General features: G+C 42.0%; 16 protein-coding genes. 13 read left to right on the top strand and 3 right to left on the bottom strand.

What is annotated here, in order from left to right:
* The first annotated feature begins 375 nt into the window (after positions 1 to 375).
* On the top strand, positions 376 to 1,755 hold the full coding sequence (locus tag E2626_RS06095) for a Glu/Leu/Phe/Val family dehydrogenase (protein ID WP_134380849.1): 1,380 nt from the start codon (positions 376 to 378) through the stop codon (positions 1,753 to 1,755).
* A gap of 160 nt (positions 1,756 to 1,915) precedes the next feature.
* Here E2626_RS06095 and E2626_RS06090 read toward each other — a convergent pair whose 3' ends face one another.
* Positions 1,916 to 3,181 carry a S8 family peptidase gene (locus E2626_RS06090; protein WP_134380848.1) on the bottom strand — a complete coding sequence of 422 codons (1,266 nt, stop codon included), beginning with the start codon at positions 3,179 to 3,181 and terminating at the stop codon, positions 1,916 to 1,918.
* A gap of 387 nt (positions 3,182 to 3,568) precedes the next feature.
* On the opposite strand from E2626_RS06090, the gene E2626_RS06085 reads away from it, so the two are divergent.
* Positions 3,569 to 4,069, top strand: a complete 501-nt coding sequence (locus E2626_RS06085) for a DUF1648 domain-containing protein (protein ID WP_134380847.1) — start codon at positions 3,569 to 3,571, stop codon at positions 4,067 to 4,069.
* Between the two features lie 331 nt (positions 4,070 to 4,400).
* Here E2626_RS06085 and E2626_RS06080 read toward each other — a convergent pair whose 3' ends face one another.
* Positions 4,401 to 4,835 (bottom strand): peptidylprolyl isomerase, encoded by a 435-nt coding sequence (locus tag E2626_RS06080; protein ID WP_134380846.1) that lies wholly within the window; start codon positions 4,833 to 4,835, stop codon positions 4,401 to 4,403.
* 135 nt (positions 4,836 to 4,970) lie between these two features.
* Between E2626_RS06080 and E2626_RS06075 the strand changes: the two genes are divergently transcribed.
* The 4 genes from E2626_RS06075 (at position 4,971) to E2626_RS06060 (ending at position 8,118) form a co-directional block, all read left to right on the top strand.
* Complete coding sequence (locus E2626_RS06075; protein WP_134380845.1) at positions 4,971 to 5,894, top strand: proline dehydrogenase family protein; 924 nt, start codon at positions 4,971 to 4,973, stop codon at positions 5,892 to 5,894.
* Positions 5,895 to 5,950: 56 nt separating this feature from the next.
* Complete coding sequence (locus E2626_RS06070; RefSeq protein WP_134380844.1) at positions 5,951 to 6,499, top strand: superoxide dismutase family protein; 549 nt, start codon at positions 5,951 to 5,953, stop codon at positions 6,497 to 6,499.
* A gap of 167 nt (positions 6,500 to 6,666) precedes the next feature.
* A complete protein-coding gene (locus tag E2626_RS06065; protein WP_134380843.1) occupies positions 6,667 to 7,113 on the top strand; it encodes a DUF4385 domain-containing protein in 447 nt (148 codons plus the stop codon).
* Between the two features lie 84 nt (positions 7,114 to 7,197).
* Entirely contained in the window at positions 7,198 to 8,118 is a 921-nt protein-coding gene (locus tag E2626_RS06060; protein WP_134380842.1) for an EAL domain-containing protein, read from the top strand.
* Between the two features lie 70 nt (positions 8,119 to 8,188).
* On the opposite strand, the gene E2626_RS06055 is transcribed toward E2626_RS06060, so the two are convergent.
* Complete coding sequence (locus E2626_RS06055; RefSeq protein ID WP_134380841.1) at positions 8,189 to 8,533, bottom strand: DUF3307 domain-containing protein; 345 nt, start codon at positions 8,531 to 8,533, stop codon at positions 8,189 to 8,191.
* A gap of 111 nt (positions 8,534 to 8,644) precedes the next feature.
* Between E2626_RS06055 and E2626_RS06050 the strand changes: the two genes are divergently transcribed.
* From E2626_RS06050 to E2626_RS06020, 7 genes are all read left to right on the top strand, one after another.
* Entirely contained in the window at positions 8,645 to 9,775 is a 1,131-nt protein-coding gene (locus tag E2626_RS06050) for an HD domain-containing phosphohydrolase (protein ID WP_134380840.1), read from the top strand.
* A gap of 11 nt (positions 9,776 to 9,786) precedes the next feature.
* The gene (locus E2626_RS06045) at positions 9,787 to 11,634 is read left to right on the top strand and encodes an adenylate/guanylate cyclase domain-containing protein (RefSeq protein WP_134380839.1); all 1,848 of its coding nucleotides are present in this window, start codon (positions 9,787 to 9,789) and stop codon (positions 11,632 to 11,634) included.
* The gene (locus E2626_RS06040; protein ID WP_134380838.1) at positions 11,631 to 12,002 is read left to right on the top strand and encodes a response regulator; all 372 of its coding nucleotides are present in this window, start codon (positions 11,631 to 11,633) and stop codon (positions 12,000 to 12,002) included. The genes E2626_RS06045 and E2626_RS06040 overlap by 4 nt, the downstream gene beginning before the upstream one ends.
* A complete protein-coding gene (locus tag E2626_RS06035) occupies positions 11,986 to 14,763 on the top strand; it encodes an ATP-binding protein (protein ID WP_134380837.1) in 2,778 nt (925 codons plus the stop codon). Before E2626_RS06040 ends, E2626_RS06035 begins: the two co-directional genes overlap by 17 nt.
* A 379-nt stretch (positions 14,764 to 15,142) precedes the next feature.
* Positions 15,143 to 16,105, top strand: a complete 963-nt coding sequence (locus E2626_RS06030) for an acetamidase/formamidase family protein (RefSeq protein ID WP_134380836.1) — start codon at positions 15,143 to 15,145, stop codon at positions 16,103 to 16,105.
* Positions 16,106 to 16,132: 27 nt separating this feature from the next.
* A complete protein-coding gene (locus E2626_RS06025; RefSeq protein ID WP_134380835.1) occupies positions 16,133 to 16,936 on the top strand; it encodes a GNAT family N-acetyltransferase in 804 nt (267 codons plus the stop codon).
* Entirely contained in the window at positions 16,937 to 17,893 is a 957-nt protein-coding gene (locus tag E2626_RS06020; protein WP_134380834.1) for a Gfo/Idh/MocA family protein, read from the top strand.
* The last annotated feature ends 83 nt before the right edge of the window (positions 17,894 to 17,976 follow it).

The following is a 17,976-nucleotide window of genomic DNA, read 5'->3' as shown; positions in this document are numbered from 1 at the left end:
AGGGGCGTATGCGGTGGACTGAAGCGATTAAGATAAAGGAAACACAGCGAACGCAGAGAGCTGATGTTGACTTATCGAAATGAGCTGAGGGAAGCGCACTAGCCCCTGCGTGCTGGAGCTGGACAAGTAGAAAAGCGGAAGCAGGCGTTTAGGGGCGTATGCGGTGGACTGAAGCGATTAAGATAAAGGAAACACAGCGAACGCAAAGAGCTGATGTTGACTTATCGAAATGAGCTGAGGGAGGCACGCACTAACTCCTGCCTGATGAAGCTGGACAAAACTTAACGTCCGGCTTCACTTTTTCATTCGGGTGTCAATTGTGGTACGGTAATTATAAGCTGACATTAGTCCAATTTACTCAAGGGGGAATTATTGATGCAATATCAGACAAGAGCAATTGTACAGGAATCATTAGATGCACTAATGGACGATGAAATGTTTTTGCCTGATCTTAAGGATGCAGGTAGAAAGAAAGCGTTCTCATCTTTAGGGGCAGTTCTATCGACTCCCAACAAAGTACATAAATCTTTTCTCAGGATCGTCCTTGAAAAAGGAGAAATCGTAAGGGTACCTGCCTTCAGAGTGCAGCACAACAATGCAATGGGTCCTTACAAAGGCGGAATACGTTTTCACGAATCAGTCAATGAAGAAGAAGTCATTAACCTTGCTTTTCTGATGACGTTAAAAAACTCGCTTCATGATGTACCATTTGGCGGGGGAAAAGGCGGAGTTGTGGCGAATCCACGTGAATATACGCCTAAAGAGCTTAATCTTATTTCTAAAAAGTATGTGCAATACTTTGCAGATGTCATTGGCCCGGATAAAGATATACCGGCTCCGGATATGGGGAGCGGAGAGCGTGAGATGGACTGGATGATGGGTGAATATAAAAACATTAAGCCGGGACAGCCTTACAGAGGAAGCTTTACCGGGAAGAGTGTGATTAACGGAGGATCCCTTGGGAGACGTGAAGCCACTGGAAAAGGAGTTTATTTCACCTATCGCTATATGATGTCTGATTTTATTGGGAAACAGCAGTCATGGCTTGAAAAAACGGGAAGTCCATATGCTAAAACGGCATTGGATCTATATGATAAACCATTAAAAATAGCTGTCCAGGGCTTTGGTAATGTAGGTTCAGTTACTGCGCTTGAAGCTTATCAATGTCAGCATCTGCATAACAAGATTGTCGCAGTCAGTGATCGGAACTGTACTTTGTACAACAAAGAGGGGCTGGACATTCCCACGCTGGTATCTTTTACAGCTTCGAATCAGGGGGATCTGCCCCATACCGATGAACAGCTTAAAGAGAGCGGGGTGAATGCTGAAATTCTTCACCGCGATGAAGTCCTTACGATGGACGTGGATGTGCTAATGCTCGCAGCACTTGAAGATCAGATTCACAATGGAAATAAAGAGGATATTAAAGCGAAAGTCATTGTCGAAGGGGCGAATGCACCGGTAACAGCAGAAGCAGATGGTTATTTGAATGAAAAAGGTGTCATCATTGTTCCTGATATCCTTGCCAATGCCGGCGGTGTAATTGTGTCTTACTTCGAGTGGCTGCAGGGAAGAGAAACACAATTCTTTTCAGAAGAGCAAATCTACAAAAAATTGTATGACAAAATGCAGGGAACTATGGAAACCATTTTACCAAAATATTTTGGAGATCCACACTCGCTGCGACAAAACTGCTATATTCATTCAGTGATGAAGCTCTCAACAATTCTTTACAAACAAGGTAAACTATATTAATTGATTGTAAAAAAAGGGCTGTCCTTCAAAGCAAACTTGCTTTTGAGGGACAGCCTTTAAAATATGTGTAAAGGGGGTAATTAGAGTTTAAATTATGCTGATTTTTAGCGAATGCGAGGGTCAACCCGCTATCACCATACCTGCTTTCCGTACAGGTTGATTAGTTCACTTTTGCAAATCCGAATCCTGAAGCGTAGTCATCGCCGTAACCAGCGCCAAATCCGCCAAGGATATCATTATTTGCCGCGCGGTTCTGAAGTACAGAACGCAGTTGCGTGTGAGAGTAAGAAGGGTTTGCAGCCCAGACTTTTGCAGCCAGACCTGCTACGTGTGGTGAAGCCATTGATGTGCCACTGATTGTGTTATAACCGCCACCAGGCCATGTTGAATAGATTGAAGCACCTGGAGCTGAGATTTCAACATCACCCTGCTGGATGGCATAATCACCATCAGTTTGAGCGTATCCACGAGAAGAGAAGTCGGCTACGCGGTATGTACCGTTTTGCTGACGATTTTCAAGAGCAGCTACTGCAATTGCATTAGTCAGTGCGCCAGGATATCCGATAGATCCCTGGTTCGGACCTGAGTTACCTGCAGCGGCAACAACCAATACGCCTTTGCTGTAAGCATAGTTTACTGCATTTGTGATCAGTGAGTCCTGACCTGCAGAACCAAGTGACATATTAATAACTGTTTTTGTTCTTGTAGCTGAAGCCTGATCAGCTGCGTGACGAATCGCTGCTGCGATATCATCTGAGTATCCTGATCCGTTATCACCTAATACTTTATAAGCCCAAAGGTCAGCATCTGGTGCGACGCCGTAAATTCCAGCTTTATCACTACCGCCGTCAGCTAGAGCAGAACCGGCTACGTGTGTACCGTGACCATTTGCATCATTACAAGCACCATTTACAAGTGGTGTAGCCTGTGTGAAATCTTTACATTGTTCTACAGTATTTACAAGATCATAGTGACTTGTGAAAACGCCTGTATCAAGTACTGCAATATTTACACCTGAACCACCTGAAGTAGTTGTCTGGTTAGGGTTATTGTAGATCGCTTTGATTCCCCAAGGTGTTTGTTGGGTCGGATACTCCCCGGCCATTGTTTCGTATTCGCTTGCACGGACATCTGTTTCAAGTTCTACTTCCTGAACCTTTGTTACTTTAATATTCTTATTCTTTTGGAGTGCGTTGAATTGTTTTTCATTCATTTCTGTAGAGAAGCCATTTTCAGAAAGTTCCCAGCGTGGCTCGTATTGTTTTTTCAACGATTGCTTCGTACTTTTAGCAGAAACGCCTGTTGATTCTACATAGACCCTGAATGTTTCCTGGCCTCTTTCCTGATCAGGTGCAGCGTTTGCGATGGATGGTACTGATAAACTAGCAGCGAGCAGTAAACTCATAACCATACTTCTTTTCTTCATTTTCCCGACTCCTTTTTTTGAAATATTTTGTGAACAACTTCATCCTAGCAGAGTAATCCGAGTTTGTTTATCGGGAAAATTTTCTTTGAAATTTATATATTGATAGAATATAAATGTATGTATATAACAACTTATATACCTTTTAATATGTAATTTAATCCAAAAACAAGGTATACACTGTAAAAACGTGCAAGTTATTTTAATAAAATCACCTAAAGGTTTTGGGAAAATGTCGAATAATGATGCTGAAAAAGGGGAGTGGTTATTCAAATAAATGTTGAGAATCGAAAGTTTAGCTTATAAAAGCAGGTCTTTTGAGTGAAATAAATGGGAACGTAAAAGTTTTCAAGACGTATATCATAGAAAGAAACATTCAGGAGGGATTTCATGTTTCATTCAAACAGGCCAGTAATTAAAATTGAAAAGCCGGTCTGGGCAAAAATGTTTAGTATGATTTCACTGATATTGCTTTTAGCGGCATCAGCTTATCTGGCTTTGTCATGGGGAGATCTGTCAGAAGTGATTCCGATTCATTTTAATGCATCCGGAGAAGCGGACGGTTTTGGTGGTAAATGGAGTGCGATCATGCTGCCTATCATCGGTTTAGTGATGTGGGGAGGGTTAACTGCGCTGGAAAAAATCCCTCACACTTATAATTACTTAGGGAAAATTACAGAGGAAAACGCCGAAAGACAATATTTGAATGGTGTTTTGATGATGAATGTAATTAAAAACCTGAGCGTGTTATTATTTGCTTATATTACGTATGAAATCACATTGATAGGCAGTGGGGGAAGTGCTAACTTGTCTTCAGGTGTGATGCCTGTTTTTTTAATCATGCTATTTAGTTCAATGGGATGGTTTTTGTTCAAGATGATCAGGAATTGAGGAGGGATCATTTGTTATTCAGCTTTTTTGGTGGAAGCTATGTACCGGATTGGTTTTATATCGTTGCCGGCGTTCTGATGATTCTGTTTATGATTTTAGTGTACTCGTGGACAGATACAGATTGATTAAAGTTAAAAAAGCCGGGTGAATTTATAAATGTGGTTATGCGAAACAATATTTTTATTAAAATCTTAGTGCAGCGGAGCGTAAGGCGATGACTCCGGGACGACTAGAGGGAAGCTGAGATCCCGCAACCTCCGTCCGGAAAGCGTCCGCCTGAAGCGCAGCGGAACGAGTAAAGGCCGAGACAATTGTCCCGGCCCTTTTTTATTTAACCGTTCACACGGATTTCGTTGATGCCTGCGCCTTGTTCCATGCCTTGAGCGTGCTCAAGACCTTCTGTTACTTTACCAAAGACTGTGTGCACACCATCGAGGTGAGGCTGTGCTTCGTGTACGACGAAAAATTGGCTTCCGCCAGTGTCTTTACCTGCGTGAGCCATTGACAGTGAGCCCGGCTGGTGACGGTGAGGATTGCCTTCTGTTTCACACTTAATTGTGTAACCAGGGCCGCCTGTACCGTTTTTATTCGGGCATCCGCCCTGACTTACAAAGCCCGGGATGACGCGGTGGAAGTTAAGCCCGTCGTAAAAGCCTTCGTTTGCAAGCTTTTCAAAGTTCTCAACTGTGCCCGGCGCTTCTTCCGGATAAAGTTCAAAAGAAAGTTTATGTCCATTTGTTAAATCAATATAACCTGTTTTTGCCATTGTTAGCACTCCTTTAATGTGTAGTCCAATCCTTATTTTATCATGGAGCGCTTTTAAAGGAAAATTTCACATCCGTTTGTTTATTAGGGAGAAGGGGAATCAGTAAAGAACTGCCAGATTATGAGGAGGATTTAAATGATCATTGCATCAGCATTAAATCGATTCTTTACAGCTTTAGCTTATAACCAGCTGTTCATCAATATATCCAGACGTGTCGGAATGGAGTTAGGCGGCTCACATTTTGTGGGCGGTGAGAAGACAGAAGACATGGTTAAACAGGTAAAGGCACTTAATCGTAACGGTATTGGTGCGACGATTGATTGCCTGGGTGAGTTTGTGGAAACTGAAAAAGGTACAAAAAAGTATGTTGATAATAGTTTTAAAGCCATTCATGCGATCAGAGATGAGAAATTGAACGCACAAATTTCACTCAAGCTTTTTAGTGTTGGACTTGAAGTGGGAAAGGATGTAGCGATTCAGAATATGAACACCATTTTAACCGAAGCGAAAAAATACGATGTATTTGTCACGATTAATATGGAAGAATACAAAAACTGTGAAGATATTGTTTCCGTTTATGAGACGTTAAGAGAAAATCATGAGAACGTTGGTCTGGCGCTTCAGGCGAATTTATTCAGAACTGAAACGGATGTCGAAAGGCTTGACGGTTTTTCACCTGCCATCCGTTTTGTCAAAGGAGCATATATAGAATCTGAAGATGTTGATATTAACAACAAGAGCGTTGTAGACGAAAATTATAAAAATCTGGTGAAAACTCATATGCTGAAAGGTAACTATACACAGGTTGCTACTCACGATAACGACATGATTGATTTTGTGAAGCAGCTTGTGAAAGAACACAACATCTCGAAGGATCAGTTCGAATTTCAAATGCTGCAGGGTATGCGGGAAGAGAAACAGAAAGAGCTGGCTGAAGAAGGATGGAATATGGTCGTATATGTGCCGTTCGGCAAAGATTGGTACACCTACTTTATGAAGCGTTTGGCTGAGAGACCGGCGAATATCGGATTTACGCTCATGTCTATGGCGAGAAGATAGTTTAATTTTTATGAAATAAGGACAGCCTATTGCTAAGAATAGGAGGTCTTTATTTTATGAAACGTTATACAATTGGTCTTGTGATCAGTGTTGCAGTAGCTGGACTCGGAGGTTGTCAAATGCTTCAGGAGGGAGTGGTTCCTGCGAGTGCCCTGCCAGTGATAGAATCTAAGATGATTAACAGTCAGGGAGAAAACATTGGTTCAGCGATCTTTCGTGAGACTGATGAAGGGGTCGTTGTGCAAGTGTCGGTAAAAGGAATTGAACCGGGAGAGAAAGCTGTTCATATTCATGAAACGAGTGTGTGTACGCCACCTGACTTTGAATCTGCCGGTGGGCATTTTAATCCGGAGGGCAAACAGCATGGGTTCGAGAACCCTAAAGGCTACCACGCTGGCGACCTTCCAAACTTGAAAGTAGATGAAGATGGCACAATTGATCTGGAATTGACAGTGAGGGATCTGACGCTTAAAAAAGGCAGCGAGCACTCTCTGTTGGATGAGGATGGTAGTGCCATTGTGATTCATGAAGGCCCTGACGACTACAAAACAGACCCTGCAGGCAATGCGGGTGCCCGAATTGCGTGTGGAGAAATCACGGATTAAGAAAAAATCTCTTCAGTGAGTGTACTGAAGGGATTTTTTATGAACGATGACTTCATTGGGGCTGAGGAGTGACTGTTGACATTATCACGAATTCATCAGTAAAAGTGGGTGTCTTTTTGTTAACAAAATATTTTTTTGGGTATGGTGTACAAAGGAGGTTGAGTGTTGTGGCTTTTGATTATGATTTGGACTACGATAAGATCAACTTCAGAGAACAACCCGAACTATACAGTGTGGGCCGGGGAGAGCAGGGTGTTCTTCTTGTAGAGCCGTATAAAGGCGAAATCCTGCCTCACTGGCGTTTTAAAACACCTGAGATCGCAAAGGAATCTTCAGAGAAAATTTATGAACTATACTTAGATTATAAAGAAAAACAGGATTTTGTAGGAATGGATATGTCCAGGAAATTTTTGCAAATGGGTTATACACGTGCCAGACGTTATGCGAATTATAAAGGTGGAAAAAAGTATGACAAAAGTGGTGAAATCAACGATAGAGATATTGATGATGAAAAAGCCGAATCTGCTTCGATATTTGAAAAAAAGTGGATAGAAGTGCGTGAAGACGAGGAGTATCTGGCAAGGAAAAAAGAGCATCAGAAAAAATACGGTTAAGAAAAAAGGTCAGTAATAAAGACCTGTTTAGTATTATTGAAAAATTCTGAAAAATAGTATGAAATAATTGTAAGATGCGTTATAATGAATTTAAATATGCTGGTTCTCGAAAGGGTGTTTGAATTGAATGTTGCTTATTTTTCACCGAGAAATGCATCGGTGCAGGTTTCAAAAGACACGCCGGACCTTTCAAAGGTAAGAAATTATAATCATACACCAGCTTCAATTTCTACTATGAAACTCTCTTTCAATGATGAAGTCAAAAGAGCGATACGCGCCAATGAATTTCAGCTTTACTATCAGCCTCAAATTGATACCAAAACTGGTCAGCTGTTTGGCGCAGAAGCATTAATCAGATGGCATCACCCTGAAAGAGGAGTACTATATCCTGATAGCTTTATTCCACAGGCTGAATACTCGGGACAGATTGTAGACATAGGGAAATGGACATTTAATCAGCTGTTTCAGCAGCAGGCAGATTGGCAAACCCGCGGGAACGAGTTAATCAATATTGCTGTAAATGTTTCAGGCAACCACTTTGTTCAGGATACGATTGTCACTGACATTGAGCACCTTACTCATGCATACCGTGTCGATCCAGCGTTCATTGCACTGGAACTCACGGAACGGATGCCGACAGATCTCGAAGTCTGGGTCTCTCAGGCGAAAAGGCTTCAAAACATTGGTGTGAAAATTTCAATTGATGATTTTGGAACAGGATACAATACAATGGCTCATCTAATAGATGTGAGTGTAGATTTTTTGAAAATTGATCAATCATTCATTAGACAAATGCCAGATCAGGATAGAGCGGTCAAAGTTGTTCAGTCGCTTGTTCGGATGGCCGAAACACTTGGGGCTGTACCGATAGCTGAAGGTGTTGAAACTGATGAGGTACTTCATCTTTATCAGCAGGCAGGCGGGCAGGTGGCCCAGGGGTTTTATTATAGTAAGGCTGTACCTGCTGAAGAATTTTTAACTAAATATTTATCACATAAAAAATAACGTTTCTGTGTTTGTGCAGAAACGTTATTTTTTGCATTGTCAGAAAGACTGTTTGATTAAAATTGATCACTTATATGTATAATGCAATGGCTAAAACGATCAAATGAAAAGTCTGATCAGCAACGATTGTCAGCCATTTTTTTTCACTGGGTGGAGGACTCATGATGCGTTTTACCCACCATTGCACCACAACCTGTTTATCAATAATGACGTGAGTGATAAATACAAATATGACCGCAGTAAGAGAAAGGCCCCCAAATGTAAAATAAGCTATGATTGCAACGGTTAATGTATAGACGAAACAATGAGTTAACAGGGCCGTCCAGTCATTTTTTTTACGTCCGGCCATCCAGCTTGTCTGAAATAAATAATCACCGATTAAATGGGAGAGAAATAAAAAAGAAAAAGGAGTCATTTTTCACCTCTTATAGTTCTTTAGTTTCATTATTATATTTGTTATAATTAATATATCATATAACTAAAGTAGAAAATGATAAATCTTAAATGATAAAAGGGGATATTGTGTATGGGAATTCATTCTGGGTCATCATTTGACATCCCTGCTGAAGAACTGCTGAAAATTATATTTGAATTTGCATCAAAGCTGGCACATGAGAATGATCTGGATCAGGTTCATTTACTTATGGCTGAAATGGGCAGAAGGCTTACACTGGCAGACCGGTGTACACTGTGGATTGCAGAGCCTTCTGAGGAAAAAATATGGACGAAAATTGCACATGGCATTGATCGAATAGAAATTCCGATTGACTCGGGGCTTGTGGGAGCAGCCTATCGATCCGGTGAAATCATTTCAATTCAGGACGCATATCAGGATAGCCGATTTAACCAAACGGTTGATAAGAAAACAGGGTATCGTACATACTCAATTTTATGCATTCCAATTCGCAATGCTGAGCAAGAGATTGTGGGCGTTTACCAGGCAGTCAATAAACAAACTTCTCCTTCACTGTTCACTGAAAAAGACATTACCTACCTATCCCTCGCCGCCACTTACACAGGTCAGTCAATGGAAAAGGCAATATTATATTCTGAACTGATCGAATCCCAAAAAGAGATGATTTTAACGATGGGGAATATCGGTGAAAGCCGTTCCCGTGAAACCGGTCAGCACGTAAAAAGGGTTGCGGCTTATTCCTACATCATTGCGAAGGGCAGCGGTCTTTCAGAAGAAGAGTCGCGTCTGATCGAACTTGCGAGTCCGATGCATGACATAGGAAAAGTATCTGTACCGGATGCGATATTAAATAAACCCGGAAAACTAACCGATATAGAGTTTAATATAATGAAAAAACATGCAGAAGTCGGTTATGGTATTTTCAAAAATTCAAAAAGAAGAATTCTTCAAGCCGCTGCGATTATTGCAAGAGATCATCATGAAAAGTGGGATGGATCCGGTTATCCACACGGTCGCAGTGGTGAGGAAATTCATATATACGGAAGAATCGTTGCAATTGCAGATGTTTTTGATGCACTTGGTTCGCAAAGACCCTATAAAGAAGCGTGGCCACTTGAAAAGATTCTGAAGATGATCAGTTTTGAAAAAGGTAAGCACTTTGATCCTCACCTCACAGACGTCTTTTTTGAACAATTAGAAGCGATTGAAAATGTAAGAAATCAGTATAAGGATGAAAGCTGAGGGGGGATTGCATGAAGGAAAAACAGTATGTATTTAAAAAAGAATACCCAATTTCACGCGGGAAAGCCTGGGAACTGCTGGCTGACACTGAACATCTCAACAGAGTGTCTGGTTTATTTCCTGTGGATTTTTCTGATACTGCCTTCAAGGATCAAAAAATGTTTCGATATGCAGAAGCAAAAGCGCTGGGTATTGTTCCTTTAAAATGGCGAGAATACCCTTTTGAATGGGTGAAAGAAGAAGTGTACTCAGTTGAGCGTCGTTATGAAAGCGGTCCGATTAAACAGCTTTTGTGGGAAGTGGCCCTGGAAGACTTGGTGCTTTCAGATGGAACGCTTGGTACACAGGTGACAGGTACAGCAAGATTTACTCCTGCAAATGTTCTGGGTCTCGCAGCGATCCCTGTCGTTGGCCTGAAGTCTATTAAAGAAATCATGAATTATCTCGACAAATATATAGAAACAAACAAGGATAGCGGCTATGAAAAGCTGCCGGTACAGGCTTCGCCAAAAATTGACCAGGACCGGCTGCGCAGAATCTGTGAAAACCTTTCAACGCTTCATTCTCAACCTGAACAACTTAAGCAGTTAGAGGATCATCTTGAATCAGCAGGAGACGATGAAGTACTTCATATGAAACCTTATGTTTTAGCTGATAATTGGGCATTTCCACGCAAAGAGATCCTCAGTCTTTTTCTTAATGGCGTGAAGGAAGGATTGCTGCTGCAGGAGTGGCATCTAATGTGTCCGAATTGCCGTGTCTCAAAATCAACTGCGTCCTCAATGAAGGAAGTGAAAGATGAGGTTCATTGTGATCTGTGTGGGATTAATTACGAGTTAAGTTTTGACCAATATATTGAAATGCAGTTTTCAGTCCACCCTTCCATCCGAACTGCAGCTGATCAAACGTACTGTCTCACAGGGCCTGCGAAGTCTGCTCATGTGCTCGCGCAGAGAAGGATTCTTCCAGGGGAACAAGCAATTTTAAAATACCCGGCGGTGAAGGGAAAGACAAGAATTCGACTATTAAAACATAATGCAGTGATGACTCAGGAAAATTCCGCAGTGAAACAAACGTATCACTTTGATGGAGAACATTGGAGCAGCGCATCTGCTGGCATAAGTGAAGATGGTGGAGAGCTGACTATCGCCAATGATGCTGAAGAAGAAATCATTGTGGTCTATGAAACAATCGATTGGAACCATCAGTCTGTTACTGCAGCAGAAATCACTTCATTGCAATTATTCCGGGATTTATTTTCAACAGAAGTGCTGTCACCGGACCAGCAGATTGGTATTCAGTCTATGACAGTTCTTTTCAGCGATCTGAAAGCCTCAACTGCATTATATGAAAAAGAAGGAGATGCTGCAGCTTATCACCAGGTAAATGAGCATTTCAGATATTTAAAAAAACATATATCAGCACATAATGGCACGATTGTAAAAACCATTGGTGACGCCATCATGGCCGTATTCTTCCATGAAGAGGATGCTGCAATGGCGGCGCTAGATATCCAGACGGGGATTGGACAATTCAACGAGGAACAGCAAATAGATCTTTCAATTAAGCTAGGGTTGAATTCGGGACCTGTGATTGCCGTCAATGCGAATGATCTGCTGGATTATTTCGGCAGGACGGTCAATGTCGCTGCCAGAATTCAGCAGAAAAGTGAAGGGCATGATGTGGTGATGGTCACCCGTGATTTCGAAAGAATGAAAGAATTGATGAAAGGTTATCAGTTTGAAGTCAGTCTGGAAGAAACAGGACTTGCGGGAACAGAATATATGCATCAGTTGGTCCGCATCCACGACATCAGCAGACAAATTTCAACTAACCCAACAAAGGAGGCAATCTGTTGAGTAAACTTTTAATTGCGGACGATGAAGAGATTTTAAGAATGTTAATCGAAGACACGCTGGAAGATCTGGAGGTCGAGATCGATACGGCTGTCGACGGTGACGAAGCATATCGCAAGCTGAGCAGTGGCGAATATCAAATTGTGCTTTTGGATTATATGATGCCTGGCATGTCCGGCCGTGAGGTGCTTGAAAAGCTTGATGAGGGTTTAAAGACTAATTTAAAAATTTTGATGCTGACAGCAAAAACACAAAAAGAGGATCAGGAAGCGTTGAAATCTGCAGGCGCAGACTATTTTATGGCGAAACCGTTTAGTCCTGTTGAATTAAGTGATTTTGTAGCAGAGCTGCTTAATGGAGATCATGAATAAAATGAAAACGATGAGAAGTAAATATTTCTTCATTTCAGCAGGTATTTGTGCAGCAGTAATTTTGATTTTCAGCATTATTGGTTTTTATACTCACCAGCAGCAGCAGGAATTACTTGAAGAACATAGCGCTATTTATGAAAAGCAGGAGGCGGCTTCTGAACTCTCGGATGCGCTGAATGATGTATTTTTCCGGGCTCGTGGTGTATATGCGTTTCAATCTCCACTGGAGCGTGAGCGTCTTTCAGAAGCCTTGGACCGCTATCATGAAGCAGTAGATGATTATACAACAATGGATTTGTCTGGAGGAGAACAACTTCTAGTCAGTGAGTTATCCAGCTTCATGAGTGACTATGAAGCTGACAGCCTGCCAACAGCCATTGCGCTTGTAGAAGAAGGAGATTTTGAAGGACTGAGAGAGCTTTCTCAAACTGGATTAAATATTACTGTAAATGACTTTGTGAGTTATACAAAGGAGATTGAGAGTGAATCTGAAGCCAGGTTGGATGAGGTCTCCAGACAATCGATTGAAGGTATGACGTTCTCTTTTACATCTTCATTAGGGTTAACAGGTTTGTTAATTCTGCTAATGATTCTATTTTTGTGGAAAATGATCGAATCTATCATCAGTCCGATTGAAAAATTGCATACTGCAGCGATTGATATACAGGAAGGCAGGAAGCCCGAGATAGAAAAGTCAAATCGTAATGATGAACTCGGCTCATTGACATCCAGCTTTATCGATATGACAGCTTTCCTGCAGCGTAACGAAGAAGAACTGCACGCACAGAATGAAGAGCTGCTTGCCCAGCAGGAAGCGCTGCATGAGCAGCAGGATCAACTGGCTGCCACACTGATGGAGACTCAGGAAACAAAAGGACGTTTGGAGCTATTTAATGATTTGAATCATGTGTTGTCGAGCACTTCAAATCGATATAAATTTTTAGATGATATGGTTCAGTACATGAACAGGCTGTATGCATTTGATCAGATCATGCTTTTCATGGCAGACCGTTCTGCGTATTCTGCCGTGAATGTATCTACAGAAAAGATTAATCAGATTCTGCATGCACCGATTCTCATTGATGAAAAAGGTATGAGAGTGCGTAAAAGGCTGGCACGCCCTGAGGAAGATGATCTTAATATTGCTAAGAGTTATGTCTATGATCTGACAGCTGAGATTACTGATGCTTCAGGAAAGCCGCTCGGGATTTTCAGAGCAAACCGCTATGGACGGCCTTTTGAAGAAGAGGAATGTGAAGAAATCAGAGGGCTTGTTCAGCGCATGTCCATTGCTTTTGAAAGACTGCTGGCGTTTGACGAAATTAAGTACTCCAGAGAACTGACACAGGATATGCTTGATAATATGACAGAAGGTCTTCAGCTTGTAAACCAGAATAAATGTATGGTACAGCATAATGAGGCGTTATGCAGACTGCTTGGAATGGATACAGCAGAAGACGAAGAAATTGAATGTGATGAATGGCTCTTGAAAATCATTTCGACAGTGAATGAAGAACAGGAGTTAAAAGCATTTTTCGAAAATACAATAGATGCAGCTTTTGATGGAACACGTTCAATCAGATACACGCTCAAAACGCAGGATGATTCATTGAAGGTATTCGATGTGTATGCAATGTCGGTCTATCGGGATCAGGAATGGACCGGAACGATTTTTGTACACCGTGATATTACAAAGGATTATGAAGTCGATAAAATGAAGTCCGAACTGGTCAGTACTGTCAGTCATGAGCTTAGAACACCACTTTCCAGTGTGCTCGGATTTGCAGAGTTGCTTTTAACGAAAGAAATGAAGCCTGAGAAACAAAAGCGCTACATTGAAACGATTCATAAAGAGGCAAAAAGGCTGACAAATCTTATAAATGATTTCCTTGATCTTCAGCGGATGGAGTCCGGAAAACAGGAGTACCACATGGGAGAAGTGAAGCTGGATGAACTCATGATGGAAGTGTTGGAGAAAACAAGTATACCGTCATCTCATGCATTAATTTTAAGGGATGAGATGGAGAATAGTATTGTAAAAGGTGATAAGGAAAGACTGACCCAGGTCATGACTAACCTTTTAAATAATGCTGTGAAATTTTCACCACAGGGCGGAGATATAACAGTTCGTCTACAATCGATTGACGGCAAGGCTTCTGTCATTGTAGAGGATCAGGGTATTGGTATTCCAGGTGAGGAAGTCAGCAACCTGTTCCAGAAATTTAAAAGAGTGGATAACAGTGAAAGCCGTAAAATTGGCGGAACCGGACTTGGTCTTGCAATTTGTAAAGAAATCGTTGACAAACATGCTGGTGATATTTTTGTTAAAAGTGAAACCGGTGAAGGTTCTGCTTTCCATATCGAGCTTCCGCTAATGCGGGAAAATCAAAGTCATTCAATTACCGGAGAGGATAAAATTCTCGTGCTTGAGGATGATCCAAGTCTTGCGCTTCTGATTGCCGATGAATTGAAGTCTAAAGGCTTTTCAGTCGTACATCACTATCAGCCGGAACGTGCAGTTGAAGAGATTGGTGACCTTTCCTTCTCAGGTGTCGTTGTAGACTTGATGCTTGGTAATGATTTGAGCGGCTGGGATGTCATTGCACAGATTCGAAACCAGGAGGGGAATAACACATTGCCAATCGTGATTTCTTCTGCTCTGGATGAAGATCCTGAAAAAGTCCAAAGATATCACATCACAAGCTATCTAACAAAACCATACCCGCCTGAAAAACTTTCAGCGGCATTTATGAGGTCATAAATTAGTTGCAGCGCTAAGTTTGACTATTAAGGTCACTGAAAAAAGAGTATTATTCTGTAGGAATACAGGGTAATACTCTTTTTTATAAACGTAATTAGTTCATGAATACTCAGGTCAATTGGAGCGGAAGGTGGGGACTCCAGCACGATTAGCGTGTCAGCTGAGACGCCGCCGGCAACGCCGAGGAGGCTTAGTGCACGCCGTGCGGAAAGCTTCCACCTGAAGCGGAAATTGACCGGTCTCCTTATAAAGCTCTTTTCAGCTTCTTACTATAGTAACCTGTTTAGATGTTTGTATTTTCAAGAATATTCAGTATACCTTTTTCATTTCTATCCCATTTCACGTACAATGGAGGAAACGAACAGCTGGAGGGACATGCATGGCAACTCATCATATAGAAGCATCTGATAAAGTACTGCACGGATCATTCAGTCCGGAGCATAAACCGGTACTGACGATTGAAAACGGAGACAGTGTCACGCTTAATACGATCGGCCTTGAATGGGGCCTGAAAAATAAAGATGGAAGTTCAATTTCATTCCGCTCTCGCACGAAGGAGAAAAAGTCAGGACATCCATTAATCGGACCAGTCTATATTAATGGAGCTAAACCTGGTATGATGCTTGCGGTCAGAATGAATAAAATCGTGCCAGGCTGGTACGGATGGAACGTCGGAGGAGGCTCTGAATCCTGGCAGAACGAGCATGCAGGAATTTCTTTTGAAGAAAAGACGACATTAAACTGGGAACTGAATGCTGAAAATATGACTGGAAAAACGATTATTGGCACCAGAGAATTTCAGATTCCACTATCACCATTTATGGGGGTGCTGGCTACCGCGCCTGCTGAAAAAGGTCTTCACTCGACGATCCCGCCCCGCTACTGTGGTGGGAACATTGATTGTAAAGAGCTTGTTGAAGGCAGTACAGTTTATTTGCCGGTAGCAGTAGAAGGTGCGCTTTTCTCTACTGGAGATGGCCATGCCGTACAGGGTGACGGAGAAGTGTCCGGGACAGCAATTGAGTGCCCGATGGATGAAGTCAGTATGACATTTACGCTATTTGAAAACCAGACGATCCGTATGCCGCGTGCAGATACACCATCAGGCTGGCTGACTTTTGGCTTTGATGAGGACTTGAACAAAGCTGCAGGCATTGCACTGAAAGAGATGATTGATCTGATGCAGGAACGTTTTCAGGTGAGCAGGGAAGAAGCAATCGCGCTCGGCAGTACAGTTGTTGATCTGAGAATTACGCAGGTTGTCAATAAAGTTAAGGGTGTACACGCAGTACTTCCTCATGGGCTTTTAGAAGTGAAATCGGTTGATAACGCGGTCAGATGAGCGCTTAGTTAAAAAGGGGTTGAAAGAATGAAGGTCAGACAGATCGACGAGAATGAACACGATTTTTTTCTTCAGATGCTGTATGAATCGATTTACATAACGGAAGACAAGCCTTCAAAAGAAGTGCTTTTGTCTTCGGATGGAATGAAAAAATACCATGAGGGATGGGGTCGACCGGGTGATGAGGTACTCGTCGCTGAAGAAAACGGAGAGCTGGTCGGTGCGATCTGGTACCGGCAGTTCACAAAGGAGCAGCCGGGTTATGGTTTTGTTGGGCCTGATGTACCTGAGGTTGGAATGGCAGTTAAAGCATCTGAAAGAGGAAAAGGGATAGGGAGAAAACTGCTTGAAGAAGTGGTCTCACATGCGATGAATCAGGGTTATGAGTCGCTATCGTTGAGTGTGGATCCTTATAATCATCAGGCTTTAAAACTTTATAGGGATTTTGGTTTTGAAAAGGTTGGGGTGTCGGGTACGTCTATTACGATGCAGGTTTTTTTGACAGAAGCCGATCAGAGAATCAGAAACCTTCAGAGAATTACTACAACTCCTTTGGCAAAGATAAAAAATGATCATTATACGAGAAGAAATCAGCTTTTGATTGGTGCTTCAGCATTTCTTTCAGGTGTTATATTGCTGATCGGATCCTGGATTACATCAGCCATTTACGCATCAACACTGGACAGTTGGGATGGAAGATACGGAAAATTCTTTACTGCAATGCAGGAAACAAGCATTTTTCCACTGATCTTCAGCGCAGTTTTGCTTACTACCGGTTTTACGCTCATATTAAGAGAATTCAATCACTCATCTGTAAAGGAGAATCATTAAATGATCAAAGTAGCAATGTTAAGCCGCTGGCATGTTCACGCGGATGATTACATAAAAGAAGCTTTAAACAATCCAGATATTGAGGTTGCTGCGATCTGGGATGAAGATCGTATAAGAGGAGAAGCATGGGCAAATGAACAGGGCATTCCATTTGTTAAAGAGCTTGGCGATCTGCTGGCTGATCAGGAAATTGAAGGTGTTATTGTAGACACGCCTACAACGATGCATAAAGATATCATCATAAAAGCTGCACAGCATGGCAAGCATATTTTTTCTGAAAAAGTGCTTGGTCTAACTGAGCGGGAATGTGAAGAAATTTTTCAGGCGGTTGACGAAGCAGGTGTTCATTTGATGTTGTCATTACCAAGACTGTCGGCAGATTATTATTTGTATGGACAGCAGCTGGTTGATGAAGGAAAGCTTGGAAAAGTGTCATCAGTCAGATGTCGTGTAGCGCATGACGGTGCTGTTCCCAAAAATGGAGAACCAGGATGGCTGCCCCCTCATTTTCTTAAAAAGGAAGGGACTGCAGGCGGTTCATTCATTGATCTGGGTGCACATCCTATTTACCTCGCAAATCGTTTGTTCGGTGAACCTGTTGATGTAAAAGCGATGTTTCAGCACGTGTATGATCATGAAGTAGATGACCAGTCAGCAGTTCTCGTTAAATATGAAAATGGTCAGATGGCTGTACTTGAAACAGGCTTTGTGACAAGCGGATTATTTCAGCTTGAAATCCACGGTTCAGAGGGTGTTTATATTGTGGAAGACAAGCATGCGCGATTTAAGAATCACGAAACTGACGGCGAATGGCAGGAAGCAGTTCTGTCTGATGGATTACCAAGCGCTATGACACAGTGGGTCATGCAGATTCAGCGCGGTCAGGTTCCATTTATTACGAGGCAGGATATGCGTCGATTGACCAAAGTGAATGAATTGGCTTATAAGCAAATATAAAAAGTAGAATTTTTAATTGCAGGAGAAAGTAAGAAAGAGGAAACTCTGTTTCTTAAGCATCATCCTCCTTTTCATTATATTAA

Source organism: Jeotgalibacillus salarius (assembly GCF_004405125.1).
GTDB classification, from domain to species: domain Bacteria; phylum Bacillota; class Bacilli; order Bacillales; family Jeotgalibacillaceae; genus Jeotgalibacillus; species Jeotgalibacillus salarius.
Note: the sequence above shows the minus strand (reverse complement) of the source record. Positions and strands in the feature narration are given on the sequence as shown.

What these genes read in the sequence shown, in the direction of transcription:
- E2626_RS06095 (WP_134380849.1), top strand. Translation starts at nt 376, where the DNA reads ATGCAATATCAGACAAGAGCAATTGTACAGGAATCATTAGATGCACTA.
- E2626_RS06090 (WP_134380848.1), bottom strand. Translation starts at nt 3,181, where the DNA reads ATGAAGAAAAGAAGTATGGTTATGAGTTTACTGCTCGCTGCTAGTTTA.
- E2626_RS06085 (WP_134380847.1), top strand. Translation starts at nt 3,569, where the DNA reads ATGTTTCATTCAAACAGGCCAGTAATTAAAATTGAAAAGCCGGTCTGG.
- E2626_RS06080 (WP_134380846.1), bottom strand. Translation starts at nt 4,835, where the DNA reads ATGGCAAAAACAGGTTATATTGATTTAACAAATGGACATAAACTTTCT.
- E2626_RS06075 (WP_134380845.1), top strand. Translation starts at nt 4,971, where the DNA reads ATGATCATTGCATCAGCATTAAATCGATTCTTTACAGCTTTAGCTTAT.
- E2626_RS06070 (WP_134380844.1), top strand. Translation starts at nt 5,951, where the DNA reads ATGAAACGTTATACAATTGGTCTTGTGATCAGTGTTGCAGTAGCTGGA.
- E2626_RS06060 (WP_134380842.1), top strand. Translation starts at nt 7,198, where the DNA reads ATGAATTTAAATATGCTGGTTCTCGAAAGGGTGTTTGAATTGAATGTT.
- E2626_RS06055 (WP_134380841.1), bottom strand. Translation starts at nt 8,533, where the DNA reads ATGACTCCTTTTTCTTTTTTATTTCTCTCCCATTTAATCGGTGATTAT.
- E2626_RS06050 (WP_134380840.1), top strand. Translation starts at nt 8,645, where the DNA reads ATGGGAATTCATTCTGGGTCATCATTTGACATCCCTGCTGAAGAACTG.
- E2626_RS06045 (WP_134380839.1), top strand. Translation starts at nt 9,787, where the DNA reads ATGAAGGAAAAACAGTATGTATTTAAAAAAGAATACCCAATTTCACGC.
- E2626_RS06035 (WP_134380837.1), top strand. Translation starts at nt 11,986, where the DNA reads ATGGAGATCATGAATAAAATGAAAACGATGAGAAGTAAATATTTCTTC.
- E2626_RS06030 (WP_134380836.1), top strand. Translation starts at nt 15,143, where the DNA reads ATGGCAACTCATCATATAGAAGCATCTGATAAAGTACTGCACGGATCA.
- E2626_RS06025 (WP_134380835.1), top strand. Translation starts at nt 16,133, where the DNA reads ATGAAGGTCAGACAGATCGACGAGAATGAACACGATTTTTTTCTTCAG.
- E2626_RS06020 (WP_134380834.1), top strand. Translation starts at nt 16,937, where the DNA reads ATGATCAAAGTAGCAATGTTAAGCCGCTGGCATGTTCACGCGGATGAT.